The organism is Campylobacter lari subsp. concheus (genome assembly GCF_008245025.1).
GTDB classification, from domain to species: Bacteria; Campylobacterota; Campylobacteria; order Campylobacterales; family Campylobacteraceae; genus Campylobacter_D; species Campylobacter_D concheus.
Genome location: NZ_CP043426.1, coordinates 1,212,522 through 1,229,190 on the forward strand (window position 1 = coordinate 1,212,522; position 16,669 = coordinate 1,229,190).

15 protein-coding genes are annotated in these 16,669 nt (G+C 30.4%); 8 read left to right on the forward strand and 7 right to left on the reverse strand.

What is annotated here, in order from left to right:
• Nucleotide 1: 1 nt before the first annotated feature.
• Nucleotides 2-1,654: a 4Fe-4S dicluster domain-containing protein gene (locus CLCT_RS06260; protein WP_149062611.1), complete on the reverse strand. Its 1,653-nt coding sequence runs from the start codon at nt 1,652-1,654 to the stop codon at nt 2-4.
• Nucleotides 1,655-1,742: 88 nt separating this feature from the next.
• Between CLCT_RS06260 and selA the strand changes: the two genes are divergently transcribed.
• The 4 genes from selA to CLCT_RS06280 are packed head-to-tail and all read left to right on the forward strand — an operon-like array spanning nt 1,743 to nt 6,151.
• Nucleotides 1,743-3,074, forward strand: a complete 1,332-nt coding sequence (gene selA, locus CLCT_RS06265; protein WP_149062612.1) for an L-seryl-tRNA(Sec) selenium transferase — start codon at nt 1,743-1,745, stop codon at nt 3,072-3,074.
• Entirely contained in the window at nt 3,067-4,872 is a 1,806-nt protein-coding gene (selB, locus tag CLCT_RS06270; protein ID WP_149062613.1) for a selenocysteine-specific translation elongation factor, read from the forward strand. Before selA ends, selB begins: the two co-directional genes overlap by 8 nt.
• A gap of 51 nt (nt 4,873-4,923) precedes the next feature.
• Complete coding sequence (locus tag CLCT_RS06275; protein ID WP_149062614.1) at nt 4,924-5,637, forward strand: bifunctional thiol oxidoreductase; 714 nt, start codon at nt 4,924-4,926, stop codon at nt 5,635-5,637.
• A complete protein-coding gene (locus CLCT_RS06280) occupies nt 5,624-6,151 on the forward strand; it encodes a hypothetical protein (RefSeq protein WP_039668772.1) in 528 nt (175 codons plus the stop codon). Before CLCT_RS06275 ends, CLCT_RS06280 begins: the two co-directional genes overlap by 14 nt.
• Nucleotides 6,152-6,173: 22 nt before the next feature.
• Here CLCT_RS06280 and gdhA read toward each other — a convergent pair whose 3' ends face one another.
• From gdhA to gltX, 4 genes are all read right to left on the reverse strand, one after another.
• Nucleotides 6,174-7,541, reverse strand: a complete 1,368-nt coding sequence (gdhA, locus tag CLCT_RS06285) for an NADP-specific glutamate dehydrogenase (RefSeq protein WP_149062615.1) — start codon at nt 7,539-7,541, stop codon at nt 6,174-6,176.
• A 12-nt stretch (nt 7,542-7,553) separates the two neighbouring features.
• Nucleotides 7,554-8,219 (reverse strand): MqnA/MqnD/SBP family protein, encoded by a 666-nt coding sequence (locus tag CLCT_RS06290; protein ID WP_133319772.1) that lies wholly within the window; start codon nt 8,217-8,219, stop codon nt 7,554-7,556.
• 249 nt (nt 8,220-8,468) lie between these two features.
• Nucleotides 8,469-9,704 (reverse strand): malate oxidoreductase, encoded by a 1,236-nt coding sequence (locus tag CLCT_RS06295; protein ID WP_039668775.1) that lies wholly within the window; start codon nt 9,702-9,704, stop codon nt 8,469-8,471.
• A complete protein-coding gene (gltX, locus tag CLCT_RS06300; RefSeq protein WP_149062616.1) occupies nt 9,704-11,095 on the reverse strand; it encodes a glutamate--tRNA ligase in 1,392 nt (463 codons plus the stop codon). The genes CLCT_RS06295 and gltX overlap by 1 nt, the downstream gene beginning before the upstream one ends.
• Before the next feature lie 64 nt (nt 11,096-11,159).
• Here gltX and CLCT_RS06305 point away from each other — a divergent pair, with 64 nt between their 5' ends.
• Entirely contained in the window at nt 11,160-11,987 is an 828-nt protein-coding gene (locus CLCT_RS06305; RefSeq protein WP_039668777.1) for a peptidylprolyl isomerase, read from the forward strand.
• Nucleotides 11,988-12,006: 19 nt separating this feature from the next.
• Here the strand turns inward: CLCT_RS06305 and CLCT_RS06310 are convergent, their stop codons facing one another.
• Nucleotides 12,007-13,338, reverse strand: coding sequence for an acetyl-CoA carboxylase biotin carboxylase subunit (locus tag CLCT_RS06310; protein ID WP_039668778.1), 1,332 nt, complete (start codon nt 13,336-13,338; stop codon nt 12,007-12,009).
• Between the two features lies 1 nt (nt 13,339).
• A complete protein-coding gene (accB, locus tag CLCT_RS06315) occupies nt 13,340-13,789 on the reverse strand; it encodes an acetyl-CoA carboxylase biotin carboxyl carrier protein (protein WP_039668779.1) in 450 nt (149 codons plus the stop codon).
• A gap of 131 nt (nt 13,790-13,920) precedes the next feature.
• Here accB and dcd point away from each other — a divergent pair, with 131 nt between their 5' ends.
• From dcd to pseC, 3 genes are read left to right on the forward strand one after another with little or no spacing between them, the layout of a single operon-like run.
• A complete protein-coding gene (gene dcd, locus CLCT_RS06320; protein ID WP_039668780.1) occupies nt 13,921-14,481 on the forward strand; it encodes a dCTP deaminase in 561 nt (186 codons plus the stop codon).
• Nucleotides 14,482-14,531: 50 nt separating this feature from the next.
• On the forward strand, nt 14,532-15,536 hold the full coding sequence (gene pseB / locus CLCT_RS06325; protein ID WP_149062617.1) for a UDP-N-acetylglucosamine 4,6-dehydratase (inverting): 1,005 nt from the start codon (nt 14,532-14,534) through the stop codon (nt 15,534-15,536).
• A 2-nt stretch (nt 15,537-15,538) separates the two neighbouring features.
• Nucleotides 15,539-16,669 carry a UDP-4-amino-4,6-dideoxy-N-acetyl-beta-L-altrosamine transaminase gene (gene pseC / locus CLCT_RS06330; protein ID WP_149062618.1) on the forward strand — a complete coding sequence of 377 codons (1,131 nt, stop codon included), beginning with the start codon at nt 15,539-15,541 and terminating at the stop codon, nt 16,667-16,669.

Here is a 16,669-nt window from a genome sequence, read left to right on the forward strand (position 1 = left end):
CTTAAAGCACATTCATACTTTGTATCATTACTTTTGCTTTACATTCAGCACAGCAATATAGTGTTTTTATCTTAGCTTCATCACCCATAAATCTTGGTTTCATAATGCTAGCGATCTTCTCAATAGCTTTTTTAGTAGCAAATTCTTTCCCACACTCTACACATGCAAAAAGTTCATCTTGAGCTAAAACCATAAAAGAAAAATACTCTTTTTCTAAATCTATCCCACTTCTTTGAAGCATTAAAGTATCTTTTTCAGCACAACTTGCCTCACAATATCCACAGGTAGTACATAAGCTTGCATTAAATTTCAAAGAATTATCCTTAGCATCAGCTACTAAAGCTCCTACATTACAAGCTCCCACGCAAGAAAGACATAAGGTACAGGTATCTGTATTGATAGTGATTTTTCCATAGCGTATCCATTCTTTGCTTGGGATATTGCCTAAATTTTCTTCTTTTATAAGCTCTCTTAATCTTATAGCAAAATCTTCTCTTTTTAAAAGCGCAGGATTGTAAGATATAAATTTAAGATTTTCTATAAAATGTGCTTGATTTATAGCCTTTAAAAGTTCTTTTTCATCTTTAGCTAGAAAAATTGCGTTTTGTTTAAATTTTCTTTGAAAAATTTCATTCATCAAAGCTATTACTTCTAAAGCACCTTGCGATAAACTATCGCTATAAAAAATCACACTCGCACCACTTGTTTGAAGCATAGCTAAAAAATGTGCTTGATCAAGATAGTTTTCGCCTTTAATCATAAAAGGCATTACATCTTCTTTTAAAGTGATATTTAAATTTTCTATAGACATTTTCTCTGGGATTATTAAAATGATTTTATCTTCATAAAATTTTAAAATTTCATAAAAGCTATTACGTGGCATAGGTGCATAATCAAGCGCCCCACTAGGACAAATCCCCACACAATCACCACAGCTTAAACAATCCACATGAGAAAATTCTAATTTTCTTTGCTCATCATCTTTTAAAATAGCCACACTAGGACAAATTTCAGCACATTTTCCACAATGAATACTTCTTCTTTCATGATATTGACAAATACTATCATCGTAACTAATATAATTTCTAAATTTATATTTTGGAGAATTAGAATTTAAAAGTTTTATAAGTTCTTCTTGACTCAAAGTAGTTAAATCATAGCAACCACTTTGTTGATCAAAACTTTCTTTTTTTACATCATATAAGAAAAAATCACAATCAATTTCTACTTGCTTATTGTCTTTTAAAGCTATCACACAAAGCTCGCCCACGCAACCTAAAACGCCCAAACATTGTTCATTGTTTAGTTTTAAAACCTTGTATTCTTGTTTTTTTAAGCTTTCTATAAGCTCATTTTGATCCTCATTGCTTACAATAATTACATTTTTACCCACTTCTTTAGTGTATTCTAAATCAAGTCCTAAATCATAAACTTTAGATCTAATCTTATATAAAGACTCAATAGTTTTAGCTTTTTTTAGCACATCATCTTGTGAGTTTTTAAGATAAAAATTAATCTCAGGTGCATAAACTTCAGGGTTTAAAAGCTTTGAATTTCCTATAAAAACTTCTTCCTCATAGGCTTTTTGAACTATACTAATATCATCACTTAGGGGAATTAAATCTTCATTTTCTAAAAATACAAAATCTTTCATAGCACTCTCTTTTAAATTTTTAATCTTAATTATATAAATTTCATTATAAAAAAGTTATAATTTTACTAATTTATTCTTAAGGTTTAAGATGAACAAATTTAGAAATTTTCCACCCATAAACACACTTATAAACGATAAAAACTTGGCTAATTATCCTTTATATTTAAGATCTCATTTTGCAAAAATAGTTGTTTCAAATTGTAAAAAAGAACTGAGTAAAGATGAAAATTTAAATTTTAGCTTGCAAGATTTGCTAAGTAAAATTGCTCAAAGCATTGATGAGTTTTTAAATATGCAAAGTCAAAGTTTGATCAATGCTACTGGAGTTATCATACATACTAATCTTGGTCGTAGCATTATTGATGAGAGTATTTTTGAAAGAACTAAAGAAATCATCTGCTCTTATTCAAATTTAGAGTTTAACATGCAAAGTGGCAAAAGAGGCTCAAGATATGACGCACTTAATGCGAATTTAAAAATATTATTTGATTGTGAGGATTGTTTGGTTGTTAATAACAACGCCTCAGCTGTATTTTTGATTTTAAACACCTTAGCAAAAAATGAAGAAGTTATTACTTCAAGAAGTGAGCTAGTTGAGATTGGGGGAAATTTTAGAATTCCTGAAGTTATGCTAGCAGCTGCTGTTAGGCTAAAAGAAATAGGCACAACTAATAAAACTCATCTATATGATTATGAAAAAGCTATCAATGAAAATACTAAGATGATTTTAAAAACCCATCGTTCTAATTTTGCTTTTAAAGGATTTTTTGAAGAAGTAAGCTTAAGTGAAATTCATACTTTGGCAAAAAAGAAAAAACTCATATCTTATTATGATTTAGGTGCTGGCTGGTGTGAAAAAATTAATAAACAGCTTAGTAAAAACGAGCCAAGTGTGAAAGAGCTTTTAAAACATTGTGATATTTTAAGTTTTAGTGGTGATAAGCTTTTTGGTTCTACTCAAGCAGGCATTATACTTGGAAAGAAAAAATACATTCAACAACTAAAGAAAAATCAACTTCTAAGAATGCTAAGGGTTGATAAAATCACTCTAGCTTTTTTAAATGAAACTACCAAAGCATACTTAGAAAAAGAATATGAAAAAATCCCCACACTAAAACTTTTAAATGATGATTTAAAAATCATAGAAAAAAAGGCTCTTTTTGTCAAAGAAAAAATTCCTACAAAATGTGAGTTAAAAGCTTCTAAAAGTTTAGTAGGTGGTGGCTCTATGCCTGATAAAAGCTTAAATACTTTTGTGTTAAGTTTTGACGAGAAAGCTTTGCTTTTACAAGAAAAATTTAGAAAAAAAGGTGTGATTGGCCGTGTTGAAAATGGGCATTTTACACTAGATTTTAGAAGTATTTTAGAAAAAGATTTAAACCGTTTAATCCACGCTATCAAAGAGATATTTCATGCATAGTATCATCATAGGCACTGCTGGACATATTGATCATGGTAAAACTTCACTTATTAAAGCTTTAAATGGTTTTGAAGGTGATGATTTAAAAGAAGAGCAAGAAAAAGGCATTACGATTAATCTTAGCTTTTCAAATTTGAAAAGTGAAAATTTAAATATTGCTTTTATCGATGTGCCTGGACATGAAAGTTTGATTAAAACTATGATAAGTGGTGCTTTTGGCTTTAGAGTATGTATGTTTGTCATAGATATAAACGAGGGTTTAAAGGCTCAAAGTATAGAGCATTTAAGGGTTTTGGAATTTTTAGGCGTAAAAGATGTAGTGCTTATTTTGAGTAAGGTTGATTTATGCAAGGATTTAGTACAAAAGCAAGCAGAGCTTTTAAAAGAATTAAAAGCCTTTAAAATCAATATCTTAAAAGTTTTTCCAACAAGCATTTATGATGAGCAAAGCATATTAAATTTAAAAAACTATCTACTTAGTTTAAAGCCTAAAAAAAATGATGAAAATTTGATTTTTAGATACTACATTGACAGGGTTTTTTCTCTAAAAGGTATAGGAACAGTAGTAACAGGAAGCTTAAATGAAGGAAAAATAAGCAAAAATGAAAAAATCTTTTGCCTTGAAAATCAAAAAGATATCATTGTAAAAAATATACAAATTCATGAAGAAAATGTTTTAGAAGCAAAAGCTTATAATAGAGTTGCTTTGAGTTTAAATTGTGATTATCATGAGTTAAAAAAAGGCTATGTATTAAGCAAAAAAGGTATTTTTAAAAGTTTTAAAAGTATCGATGGAGTTGTTTTTAATACAGAGATTAAACACGGAAGCATTTTAGAATTTTGCAGCGGCTCAAAAAAGCTTAATGCAAAAATTAGTGTAATCAAAGAATTTAAAGATAAAACTTATATTAGTTTAGAGTTTGATAAAAACTTACCTTTGTGTTTTGATGATAAATTTATCTTGCTTGAAAATGGGCGTATTAAAAGTGGTGGCATGGTGCTAAATGCAGTGAGTGAGCCTTTAAAAAAAGATATAAAAGCTAAATATCTAGCACTTTTAGAACAAAAAGATTTTAAAAAAGTATTTGAGTTTTTAAAACAAACTCACAAACTTGGCTTTGGATTACTTTCAAGCTATCAACGCTTTAAACTCACTCATGAACAAGCTTTAAACTTAGCAAAAAGTTTAGATCATGTTTTTGTCGATGAGCAAGCTTTAAATGTATATGATTTAAATGCTATGCAAACTTTGAAAGAATTTATTGATTTTATTTTCTCTAAAAATCCTTATGCTTTAATCTCGCCTCATTCTATCGCCTTAAGGCTTAGCTGGGCAAGTGAGAGCTTTTGTGCTTATGTACTCAAACAAATGGAAGAAAAATTAGATTTTAAAGATGGCATATGGTTTTTAAAAGGACAAAATTTTGAAAAATTACAAGAAAAGGCTCATTGTGAGCTTTATGAAATTTTAAAAAAAGAAGGTATAAAACCTACTGCACCTTATAATCTTTATGAATATTTAGAGCTTGATAGGAAAAATGGAGATCTTATCTTAAAAAAACTCACCAAAGAAAACAAAGTCAAAAGATTAGCACACAATCTTTTTATAGAAAAAAATGCTCTTGAAAATCTCATGCAAGAGTTTTTAAAACTTTTGCAAAATCATCATTTAGATGTCGCTTTTGTAAAAAATCATTTTCAAATTTCAAGAAAATATGCCATAGCTTATTTAGAATACCTTGATAAAAACTATCCTCAAGTGATAAAAATTGAGGAAAAAAGAATGCTAAAAGTCTAAGTGTTAAAACTTACATTTTATAATGATAAAAATTTAAATTAAAGGAAAAAAATGAAAAAATCTCTAGCTCTTTTAACTCTTGCTAGCTCTTTATTTGCTGCAAGTAATGAAGAAATTATTAATTTTTTTAAGAAAAATCCAAATTTATCAAATGCAAATATTAGTATTTCTAGTAGAGAAAAAATTCCTGATACTAGCTTTGAAGCTGTGATAGTTAATTTTGAAATTAGTGGTAAGAATTTCCAAGAAATCGTTTTTACTCAAGATAACATCATCACAACTGAAGTAATTGATGTAAAAAAAGGTGAGTTTTATTCTCAAGTTTATCAAGCAAAACTCATGGAAAAACAGCAAGCTGAATTTTCAAAAAAAGCTTTAGTAGAACTTAAAAAAGAAAAAATGTTTGTTTCTTTAGGTGATAAAAATAAACCTTTGCTTTATGTTTTTAGTGATCCTGAGTGTCCATACTGTAGAATGCATTTAGATAAAATAGAAGAAACACTAAAAACTCATCAGGTTAAATTTATCTTAACTCCAATCCATGATACAAGCGCATTTGAAAAATCTGCATTAATTTATAAAGAAAGCAAAAACGCTAAAGATGATGCACAAAAAATTGCTATCATGAAAAAATACTATGATAAAAATTTAAAAGATTATAAAAAGCCTAGTGAAGCTGAAGTTAAAGCGGTAAGAGAAACTTTTGCAAAATACTCTAAACTTGGTCTTCGTGCTGTACCAACCATAATCGATGCTCAAAAATAATCTTTTCTTGCTTGTGCTTGCGCTGTTTTTAAGTGCTTGCACAGGCCCTATGCAAACTTTTATCCAAACAAATAATGAGGGTATTTTCCTACATGCTAATAAAAATCAAAGTTTTTCTTTACACATCAATAATCCTTCAAAATTAAACACAAATTTAGAAGCCAAACTCACTCAAAAATTACAAAATTTAGGATTGGTTTTAGATAATACTCAAAGTGATTATAAAATTTATATCAATATAGTAGATTTTAAGAAATTTTCTTACGCACAAAGACTAATTGCTTCTAATGCGAGATTTTTTTATAATGACTTTGATAAAATAGATAATGTTTTTGAAATGGAAGTAGAAAATTACTATCTTTTGCAAGTTAATTTACAAATTAGCTCTAAAAACTCTACTCAAAACACCTCACTTTTGGCAAGAACTGCTTATCTTGGCAATATAGATAGAGCCAAAGAATCTTTGGAAGAAAAAATTGCCAATCAAATAACAAGCTTTTTTTATATGCATTAAAGATGGCATTTAAGCCATCTTTTTAAATATAACCATGATCAATCATCGCATCAGCTACTTTTTTAAAGCCTGCTATGTTTGAACCTACTACTAAATTTCCTTCATGATTATAAGCTTTTGCGCACTCGTATGAATTTTCAAAAATATTTTTCATAATCTTATGCAATTTTGCATCAACTTCCTCAAAATTCCATTGACACATACTTGCGTTTTGTTGCATTTCAAGTTGAGAAGTCGCTACACCGCCTGCATTTGCGGCCTTAGCTGGAGCAAATAAAAAGTCTTTTTGATTTAACATAAAATCAATCGCTTCAAGTGTGCTTGGCATATTAGCTCCCTCTGCTACCATACGACAACCATTATGATATAAGGTTTTAATATCTTCTAAATTTAACTCATTTTGCGTAGCACTTGGAAAAGCTATATCACAAGGTATGCTCCATACCCCATTACAACCTTGTTTATACGTATTTTTTGGAGTAAAAATAGCACCTTTTTTGAGCGCTGCATAATCACTCACCCTAGCTCTTTTTACTTCTTTAATTTCTTTTAATAAATCCAAATCTATTCCATCTTTATCATAAACAAATCCATCGCTATCGCTTATTGTGATTGCTTTTGCACCAAGTTGGTGTAATTTTTCTATGGTATAAATTGCCACATTTCCACTACCTGAAACTACACACTCTTTTCCTTCTAATGCATTGTTATATTTTGCTAACATTTCTTGAGTAAAATACACACAGCCATACCCTGTTGCTTCTGTTCTTGCTAAACTTCCACCCCATGGAATTTTCTTTCCCGTTAAAGTTCCATCAAAATTAGAGCTAATTTTCTTATAAGCTCCAAACATATATCCAATTTCCCTAGCACCAACCCCTATATCACCCGCTGGCACATCAGTGTTTGCTCCTATGATTTTTGAAAGTTCAGCCATAAAAGCTTGACAAAAACGCATAATTTCTGCTTCACTTTTACCCTTAGGATCAAAATTTGCTCCACCTTTAGCACCGCCTATCATCAAACCTGTTAAAGAGTTTTTGAAAATTTGCTCAAAACCTAAAAATTTCAAAACATCTAAATTCACACTAGGGTGAAATCTAAGCCCACCTTTATAAGGTCCTAAACTAGAGTTAAACTGTACTCTATAGCCAAAATGTGTTTGAGCTTTACCTGCATCATCAATATATACTACTCTAAAAATAGTCGTTTTTTCAGGCATAACAATACGCTCTAATATTGCATGATCTTGATAAGTTTTGTTGGATTCAAGTAAAGGTTCTAAAGAATTTAATACCTCAGTTGCTGCTTGAAAAAAGATAGGTTGTCTTGGAGAAATTGTTTGAATTTTTTCTAAAGTTTCATTGATATATTGTTTAGCTATACTCATAAATTGTCCTTTTTATAGTATCTTGCTGTTTGCATTGGCTAAAAATTTTTTTAGCGCCTTTTGCTCCTTTGTTCCTATTTTGTAGTAAATTAGCTTTAAATATGCACTAATTTCTTTTTGAGAAAGATTTCTTGACTTGGAATAATCTAGCAAAATATATTGCGGAATGAAAATTTTACTTTTTGTGAAATTTTTCATCATTTTTTTATAAATAGAAAAATTTTTAATACAAGAAAATCGAGCAAAAACAAAAGGTAGTTTTGTCTTTTCATACCATAATTCGCATAAATCAATATAATCTTTTGGATTTTGCAAATAAAGTTTTAAAGCCTTATCACCGATGATAACCTCCCCTTTTTGCTTTAAAACTTTTGCAAGAGCATTAGAAGTTGCAGAGCTTGCATCTTCTTTGCTTTCAGATTGTTTTTTCACTAAAACGCTTTTTACCTTTTTGCTTGCGCAAATCCCCACATTTAAGGTTTTGTATTTTTTTCTACGACTTTCAACACTTGATATAATCGCTGCATCAATGCGTCTAAAATACAAATGGCGATTTAGCTTACTAGGAACCCCTTTTTTGTATTCTGTAGTTTGCTTAACATAGCTAGGAAAAGCTGATTTTTTAAGATAGATATGCAAAGGGAGTAAATTAAGATAATCTATCTTACCAAAAATCATCTTAGCCTTTCTATTATTAAGTATTAGTATCCTATAAAAAAATATCTTAAATATAAATTAATTTAATTAAAAATATAATCAATACTAAAATTTATATCAAAATTTAACATTTATTGTAAAAAAATTGTTTTGCAATCTTAGATTATTAAGTAAAAAATTAAAATAATAGAAAAGTCAAATTGAAAGATTGAAAATAAAAATTAAGTTTTATTCAAAAAAATATTTTAAATAAAACTTAATCTATAAAAACTATTGTAAGCTTGCTAGATATTTTTGATAGTCAAATTCTTTTACTAAAGCTACTCCATCCTCAACTGCAGCTTTTGCTACAGCAGCACTAACTACAGCTTTTACCCTACTATCAAATGGTTTTGGTATAACATAATCTCTACCAAAGCTAAGCTCTTCTACTCCATAAGCTTGTTTTACCTCATCAGTTACCTCAAGCTTAGCTAAATCAGCCAAAGCTTTAGCAGCAGCTACTTTCATATTTTCAGTGATTTTAGTCGCTTTTACATCTAAGGCTCCTCTAAAAATAAAAGGAAAACCTAAAACATTATTAATTTGATTTGGATAATCACTTCTACCTGTTCCAACTATAGCATCATTTCTAACCCTTTTAACATCTTCAGGCATTACTTCAGGTACAGGATTAGCTAGCGCAAAAATCACAGGATCTTTAGCCATACTTAAAATCATCTCATCATCTAAAATCTTAGGTGCACTCAAACCCAAAAACACATCAGCGCCTTTTAAAGCCTCTCTTAAAGTGCTATCTTTAGTATCGCTTATAAATTCTAGTTTGTATTTATTTAAATCATCTCTTTGAGTATTAATCACACCTTTACTATCTACCAAAACGATATTTTTAACCCCTAAATTTCTATACATTCTAGCACTTGCAATACCTGCTGCACCCGCACCACTTACTACTACTTTAATATCTTCAAATTTTTTACCACTAATTTCCATAGCATTCATTAATCCTGCTGTAGAAATGATCGCGGTTCCGTGTTGATCATCATGCATTACTGGAATTCCAAGATCTTGCAATGCAGCTTCTATTTCAAAGCATTTTGGTGCTGAAATATCTTCTAAATTAATTCCTCCAAAAGTAGGTGCTATAGCTTTACAAAAGGTAACAATCTCATCTACACTATGGGCATTAATCTCTAAATCATAAGCATTAACATTAGCAAATTTTTTAAACAAACAAGCCTTTCCTTCCATCACAGGCTTACTTGCACTTGCTCCTATATTACCAAGTCCCAAAACCGCACTACCATCACTTACTATGGCAACTAAATTAGCTTTATTGGTGTATTTATAAGCTAAAGTTTCATCTTTTGCTATCTCAACGCAAGGTTCAGCAACTCCTGGAGAATAAGCTAAAGATAAATCATGTGCACTATCCATAGGCTTTCTAGCAATAATATCTACTTTACCGCCTAAGTGGTATTCTAAAGCCTCTTCTTTTAAATTCATTATTTCCCCTTCATATAAGTTAGTAAATTTTCTATTCTAAGCTTAGCTTTTTGCACTCCTAAAAATTCTAATACTTCAAATATACTAGGACTTACCGAGCTTCCAGTGAGTGCAATGCGTATGGCTTGAGCTAGATCTTTTAACTTAAGATTATTTTCTTCTAAGAATCGATTAGTTAATTCTTCAAATTCGCAAGCATTTTTTTGCTCATTTAAAACCATAGCGTATTTTTCCAAATAAGTTAAATTTGTTACATTAAGAAATTTATCTACAGCCTTTTGATCATATTCTTTTGGGTCATTTAGTAACACTTTAGCCCCATTAATAATATCATGCAAAGTTTTAGCTCTCTCTCTTAACATATCCAGTAAAAATCCCGCTTTTTCATACTGACTTAAATCAAAACCTAAATCTTTTAATTGTCTATTGATTTCTTCAAAAGGCAAGGTTTTGATATAATGAGCATTAAGCCATTCTAGTTTTTTAAAATTATAACAAGAAGCACTTTTATTAATATGATTTGGATCAAAAAGCTCTTGCATACTTTCTAAAGAAAAAATTTCATCATCGCCATGACTCCAACCAAGACGCACTAAAAAATTTAGCAGGGCTTGAGGTAAAATTCCCATATTTTTATACTCCATCACATCAGTTGCCCCATGACGCTTAGAAAGTTTTTTACCATCTTCGCCATGTATCATAGCCACATGATAAAATTTAGGTATTTTAAAGCCTAGTGCTTCGTAAAGAACGATTTGTTTTGGAGTATTTGATAAATGATCATCCCCTCTTATAACATCACTCACACCCATTAATGCATCATCAATTACAACGGTTAAATTATAAATTGGACTACCATCACTTCTTGCAATTACAAAATCATCTAAAATATCTTCGGCCTTAAAGCTAACCTCACCTTTAATACCATCTATAAATTTAATCTCTCCACTTTGTGGTGCTTTTATGCGCACTACAGGTTCAACATCACTTGGCGGAGTTCCTTTAAAATCTCTATATCTACCATCATATTTTGGGCGTTCTTTAGCTGCTTCTTGCTTAGCTCTTAACTCATCAAGCTCTTCTTTGCTCATATAACAATAATAAGCCTTATCCTCATCTAATAATTTTTGAATATATTTTTTATAAATATCAAATCTTTGAGATTGATACTCAATCGTCCCATCATAATCAAGCCCACACCATTTAAATGCTTCTATAATAGCTTGTGTAGCTTCTTGTGAATTTCTTTTTAAATCCGTATCTTCAATACGCAATAAAAATTTACCCTTATTTTTTCTTGCATAAAGATAATTATATAAAGCCGTTCTAAGCCCCCCTATGTGCAAATATCCTGTTGGAGAAGGAGCAAAACGCGTTGTGATTTCTTGCATATTTTTACCTTTTTTAAATTTTTATTGTTATAATGCTATATTTACACTTAAATAAAGGTTTTATATGAGAAAATTTTTAATATCTTGTTGTTTTGCTGCAAATATTTTATATGCTCAAACTCTTGGTGGCGTAGCAATGATAGTAGAAAATCAACCTATTACTCTTTATGATATAGAACAAACCATGAAAGAATTAAAAACTGACGATAAACAAAAGGCTATAGCATTTTTAGTAGATGATAAAGTTCAACAAAGTGAAGCTAAAAAGTTAGGAATTTATGTAAGTACTTTTGAACTTAATGAAAAATTAGCCCAAATAGCAAAAGGCAATAAAACCGACATTAATGGTTTACAATCAAAGATAGAAAAAGATGGTTTAAGTTTTGAAGTTTTTAAAAATAAAATTAGAAAAGATCTTGAAAGAGAAAAACTTTATAGAAGCATAATGCAAAATGCAAAAATCAATATCGATGATGAAACGCTAAAACATTTTTATGAAAGCAATCTCGATAAATTTAGCACTTTTTCAAATATAGACTTAGTTGTTTATAATTCTACTAATCCTGAACTTTTACAACAACTTGCACAAAATCCTATGTATAAAAATTCTCAAATTAAATCAAAAGCCATTAGTTTAAACGCAGCTAGTTTAGATCCAAGATTACTTGCTTTGTTAAATAATACCAAAATAGGAGAATTTACTCCGGTATTAAATGGTGAAAATGCTTATATAGTATATTTTGTAAAAGAAAAATATGGTAAAAATCCTATCGAATTTGATTTAATCAAAGATCAAGTTAGCAATGTCTATACTCTAACTCAAAAAGAACAAGCCTTAAAAAATCATCTTGATAAAATAAGAGCAAATGCTCATATAGAAGAATTAAGATAGGTTAAAACCTATCTTAAAATTAATGTCTTGAAAGATAATTTGTATCATAATTATTATTGATAAAATCTGCATTATCCATCATTGCTAAATGAAAATCTTTTGTTGTTTTAATCCCACCTACGATAAGCTCTTGCAAGGCTACTTTCATTTTTGCTATAGCTGTGTTTCTATCTTCTCCCCAAACAACTAATTTTCCAATCATAGAATCATAATAAGGAGGCACACTATAATCTTGATAACAATGACTTTCCATTCTTACATTACGTCCTGCTGGAGCTACGTATTTTGTGATTTTACCTGGGCAAGGCAAGAAAGTTTTAGAATCTTCTGCAGTGATTCTACATTCTATAGAATGGCCTTTAAGTTTAATTTCTTCTTGCTTTGGTAAAGGATACCCTTCTGCTACTTTAATCATAAGTTCAATAATATCAACCCCACTTACCATCTCACTCACACAATGCTCAACTTGCAAGCGTGTATTCATTTCAATAAAGTAAAAGTCTAAATTTTTATCCACTAAAAACTCAAAAGTTCCTGCGCCCTCATAATCAATAGCCTTAGCAGCTTTAACTGCTGTTTCATGAAGTCTTGCTCTTGTTTTTTCATCTAGTAAAATTGCAGGAGATTCTTCTATAAGCTTTTGATGGCGCCTTTGCATCGAACAATCTCTCTCACCTAAATGTATCACATTACCAAAGCTATCTCCTATGATTTGCACCTCTATATGACGTGGATTTTGGATATATTTTTCCATATACATAGTGCCATCACCAAAAGCGCTCATAGCTTCACTTTCTGCTGACCAATATGCTTTTTCCAAATCTTTTTCATCTTCAACTACACGCATACCACGGCCGCCGCCGCCTGCCGCTGCTTTTAAAATCACAGGGTAGCCTATTTCTTTGGCAAGCTTTTTAGCTGCTTCAACCCCACCTAAAGCCCCATCGCTTCCTGGGATTACAGGCACACCTGCTCTTTGCATTACTTGTTTAGCTTTGCTTTTATCACTCATTAGTGCCATAGCAGCTACTGAAGGACCTATGAATTTGATATTATGTTTTGCACAAATTTCAACAAAATTTTGATTTTCACTTAAAAATCCATACCCTGGAAAAATCGCATCCGCTTCACTAATTTCAGCCGCACTAATAATAGCTGGGATATTTAAATAGCTTTCTGAGCTTCTAGCATTTCCTATACAAATACTCGCATCAGCATATTTTAAATACAAAGCATCTTTATCTGCGGTAGAATACACACAAATTGCTTTTTTTCCCATTTCTTTTACAGTTCTTAAAGCTCTTAATGCAATTTCTCCACGATTTGCTATTAAAACTTTTTTAATTTCCATTTTATAATTTCTCCACCACAAATAAAGGCATGCCAAATTCTACAGGCTGACCATCTGCAACCAAAACTTCTACTATCCTACAATCATATTCAGCTTCGATTTCATTCATGATTTTCATCGCTTCAATAATTGCTATAGTACTTCCTTTCTTAATAGTTTGTCCTGCTTTAGCAAAAGGTGCTGCACCTGGGCTTGGAGCTTGATAAAAAGTACCTACCATAGGGCTATTGATAGTTGGTTTATTAGAAGAGCTTGGGCTTGCTTTGGTTTCATTAACTACATTTACATTAATTGGTTGTGGAGCTGGGGCAACAGGAGCTGGGGCTGGCAATTCACAACATAAATCTTTTTCAAGTTCTATTTCAAATCCATCTTGTTCTTTTATTTTAATTTTGCTTATACTTGCTTCTGCAAAAAGTTGCATTAGTTCTTTGATTTCTTCTTTTGTCATATATTCTCCTTAATTTATAAGACTTAATTTATAATTATATATAAAAATACTAAAAATAACTTCAATTATTTATTTTTTACTTTTATTTTAAGATATAATTTAAAAATTCACTTTAATTATAAAGGACAAAAATGGGCTTAAAAGCAGATAATTGGATCAAAAAAATGGCATTAGAATACAATATGATAGAGCCATTTTGCGAAGCAAATATAGGTAAAGGTATAGTTAGTTATGGGCTTTCAAGCTACGGATATGATATAAGAGTTGGAAGAGAATTTAAAATTTTTACTAATGTAAATTCGACTGTTGTGGATCCAAAAAATTTTGTAGAAGAAAATGTAGTAGATTTTGTAGGCGATGTATGTATAGTACCTGCAAATTCTTTCGCACTTGCAAGAACGGTTGAATATTTTAAAATGCCAAATGATGTTTTAGCTATTTGCCTTGGTAAAAGTACTTATGCAAGATGTGGCATTATAGTAAATGTAACTCCTTTTGAGCCAGGTTTTGAAGGGCATATTACTATAGAAATTTCAAACACCACTCCACTACCTGCTAAAATTTATGCTAATGAAGGTATAGCTCAAGTTTTATTTCTACAAGGAGATGAGCCTTGTGATGTAACATATGCTGATAAAAAAGGCAAATATCAAGCCCAAACGGGTATAACTTTACCAAGAATTTTAAAATAATTTTATTTTCAGCCGATATAAAAACTTAGTCAAGTAATAGGAAAATAAATATGTTTAATGGAAAAAGCATTTTAATTACCGGTGGTACAGGAAGTTTTGGAAAGACTTATACAAAAACTTTACTTCAAAAATATCAACCTAAAAAAATCATCATCTATTCACGCGATGAACTTAAGCAATTTGAAATGGCAAGAGAATTTAATGATAATTGTATGCGTTATTTCATAGGCGATGTAAGAGATAAAGAAAGATTAAATATAGCAATGAAAGATGTGGATTTTGTCATCCATGCAGCTGCTATGAAACATGTACCAATTGCAGAATATAATCCCATGGAATGTATAAAAACTAACATCCATGGAGCACAAAATGTAATTGATGCATGTTTGGAAAATAATGTAGAAAAATGTATCGCACTTTCAACCGATAAAGCATGCAATCCTATTAATTTATACGGAGCTACAAAGCTTGCGAGTGATAAGCTTTTTGTAGCGGCAAATAACATCGCAGGAAGCTCTCATACTAAATTTAGCGTTACAAGATATGGTAACGTAGTAGGCTCAAGAGGCTCTGTTATACCATTTTTCAAAAAACTAATCAATGAAGGCGCCAAAGAACTTCCTATTACAGATGAGAGAATGACAAGATTTTGGATATCTTTAGAAGATGGAGTTAATTTTGTACTGAATAATTTTGCATACATGCATGGAGGAGAAATTTTTGTACCAAAAATTCCTTCTATGAAAATCGTTGATTTAGCTAAAACCATGGCTCCTAATTTGACTCATAAAATCATAGGCATAAGAGCGGGTGAAAAACTACATGAAATTATGATTTCAAGCGATGATAGTCATTTAACTTATGAATTTAAGGATTATTACGCTATAAGCCCAAGTATTCAGTTTAATAATATTGATATTGATTTTAGCATAAATGCAAAAGGTCAAAAAGGTAAAAAAGTTTCTAATGGTTTTTCTTATAGCTCAGATAATAATCCATCATGGATTAGCCAAGAAGAACTTTTAAATATCATTAATCATACTAAGGTAGATTAATTATGCTTACTTATTCTCATCAAAATATTGACGATCAAGACATACAAATAGTTTGCGAAGCTTTAAAAGATGATTTTTTAACCGGTGGTAAAAAAGTTGAAGAATTTGAACAAGCCCTTTGTGAATATATAGGTGTAAAATATGCTTGCGTATTAAATTCAGCTACTTCTGCCTTGCACCTTGCGTATTTATCTTTAAATGTAAAAGATAAAATCGTTTTAACAACCCCCATAACTTTTGCAGCAACTGCAAATGCAGCTTTAATGGCAGGTGCTAGGGTTGAGTTTATAGATGTAAAAAGTGATGGAAATATTGATGAGAAAAAACTTGCTTTAAGATTAAGCCAAGATAGCTCTAATATAGGAGCAATTTGCACGGTTGATTTTGCTGGAAATAGCGTAGAAATGGATGAAATCTTAACCTTAGCTAAACAATATAACATCCCACTGATTGATGATGCAAGTCACGCCCTAGGTGCTATTTATAAAGATCAAAAAGTAGGATCTATGGCGGATTTAAACATATTTTCCTTTCATCCAGTTAAACCTATCACGACTTTTGAAGGTGGTGCTGTTGTTAGTAATAATAAGGAATTAATTTCAAAAATCAAGCTTTTAAGAAGTCATGGCATAGTCAAAAAAAGACTTTGGGATAGCGATATGATTGAACTAGGTTATAATTATCGTTTGAGTGATGTGGCCTGTGCTTTGGGTATAAATCAACTTAAAAAACTTGATAATATGCTAGAAAAAAGAGAAATAATCACAAGTTTTTATGATAAAGAGTTTGAAAAAAATCCTTATTTTAGCATCATAAAAATCAAAGATTATAAAAAAAGCTCGAGACATTTATATCCTATTTTGCTTTTCCCTGAATTTTATTGCCAAAAAGAAATTATTTTTGAGAAATTATTAAATTTAGGCATAGGCGTGCAAGTGCATTACAAGCCTACTTATGAGTTTAGTTATTATAAAAGTTTATATGGAAATTTATTTTTAGAAAATGCGGATAATTTTTATAAAGCTGAACTTAGCATACCCGCTCATCAAGAAATGAGCTTAAAAGATGCGCAATTTGTTAAAGACAGTTTATTCAAGATTTTAGAAGAAACTAAAAAGGGTTGTTGTGAATAA

Coding starts and splice junctions, on each gene's coding strand:
- CLCT_RS06260 (WP_149062611.1), bottom strand. CDS start 1,654: ATGAAAGATTTTGTATTTTTAGAAAATGAAGATTTAATTCCCCTAAGT.
- selA (WP_149062612.1), top strand. CDS start 1,743: ATGAACAAATTTAGAAATTTTCCACCCATAAACACACTTATAAACGAT.
- selB (WP_149062613.1), top strand. CDS start 3,067: ATGCATAGTATCATCATAGGCACTGCTGGACATATTGATCATGGTAAA.
- CLCT_RS06275 (WP_149062614.1), top strand. CDS start 4,924: ATGAAAAAATCTCTAGCTCTTTTAACTCTTGCTAGCTCTTTATTTGCT.
- CLCT_RS06280 (WP_039668772.1), top strand. CDS start 5,624: ATGCTCAAAAATAATCTTTTCTTGCTTGTGCTTGCGCTGTTTTTAAGT.
- gdhA (WP_149062615.1), bottom strand. CDS start 7,541: ATGAGTATAGCTAAACAATATATCAATGAAACTTTAGAAAAAATTCAA.
- CLCT_RS06290 (WP_133319772.1), bottom strand. CDS start 8,219: ATGATTTTTGGTAAGATAGATTATCTTAATTTACTCCCTTTGCATATC.
- CLCT_RS06295 (WP_039668775.1), bottom strand. CDS start 9,704: ATGAATTTAAAAGAAGAGGCTTTAGAATACCACTTAGGCGGTAAAGTA.
- gltX (WP_149062616.1), bottom strand. CDS start 11,095: ATGCAAGAAATCACAACGCGTTTTGCTCCTTCTCCAACAGGATATTTG.
- CLCT_RS06305 (WP_039668777.1), top strand. CDS start 11,160: ATGAGAAAATTTTTAATATCTTGTTGTTTTGCTGCAAATATTTTATAT.
- CLCT_RS06310 (WP_039668778.1), bottom strand. CDS start 13,338: ATGGAAATTAAAAAAGTTTTAATAGCAAATCGTGGAGAAATTGCATTA.
- accB (WP_039668779.1), bottom strand. CDS start 13,789: ATGACAAAAGAAGAAATCAAAGAACTAATGCAACTTTTTGCAGAAGCA.
- dcd (WP_039668780.1), top strand. CDS start 13,921: ATGGGCTTAAAAGCAGATAATTGGATCAAAAAAATGGCATTAGAATAC.
- pseB (WP_149062617.1), top strand. CDS start 14,532: ATGTTTAATGGAAAAAGCATTTTAATTACCGGTGGTACAGGAAGTTTT.
- pseC (WP_149062618.1), top strand. CDS start 15,539: ATGCTTACTTATTCTCATCAAAATATTGACGATCAAGACATACAAATA.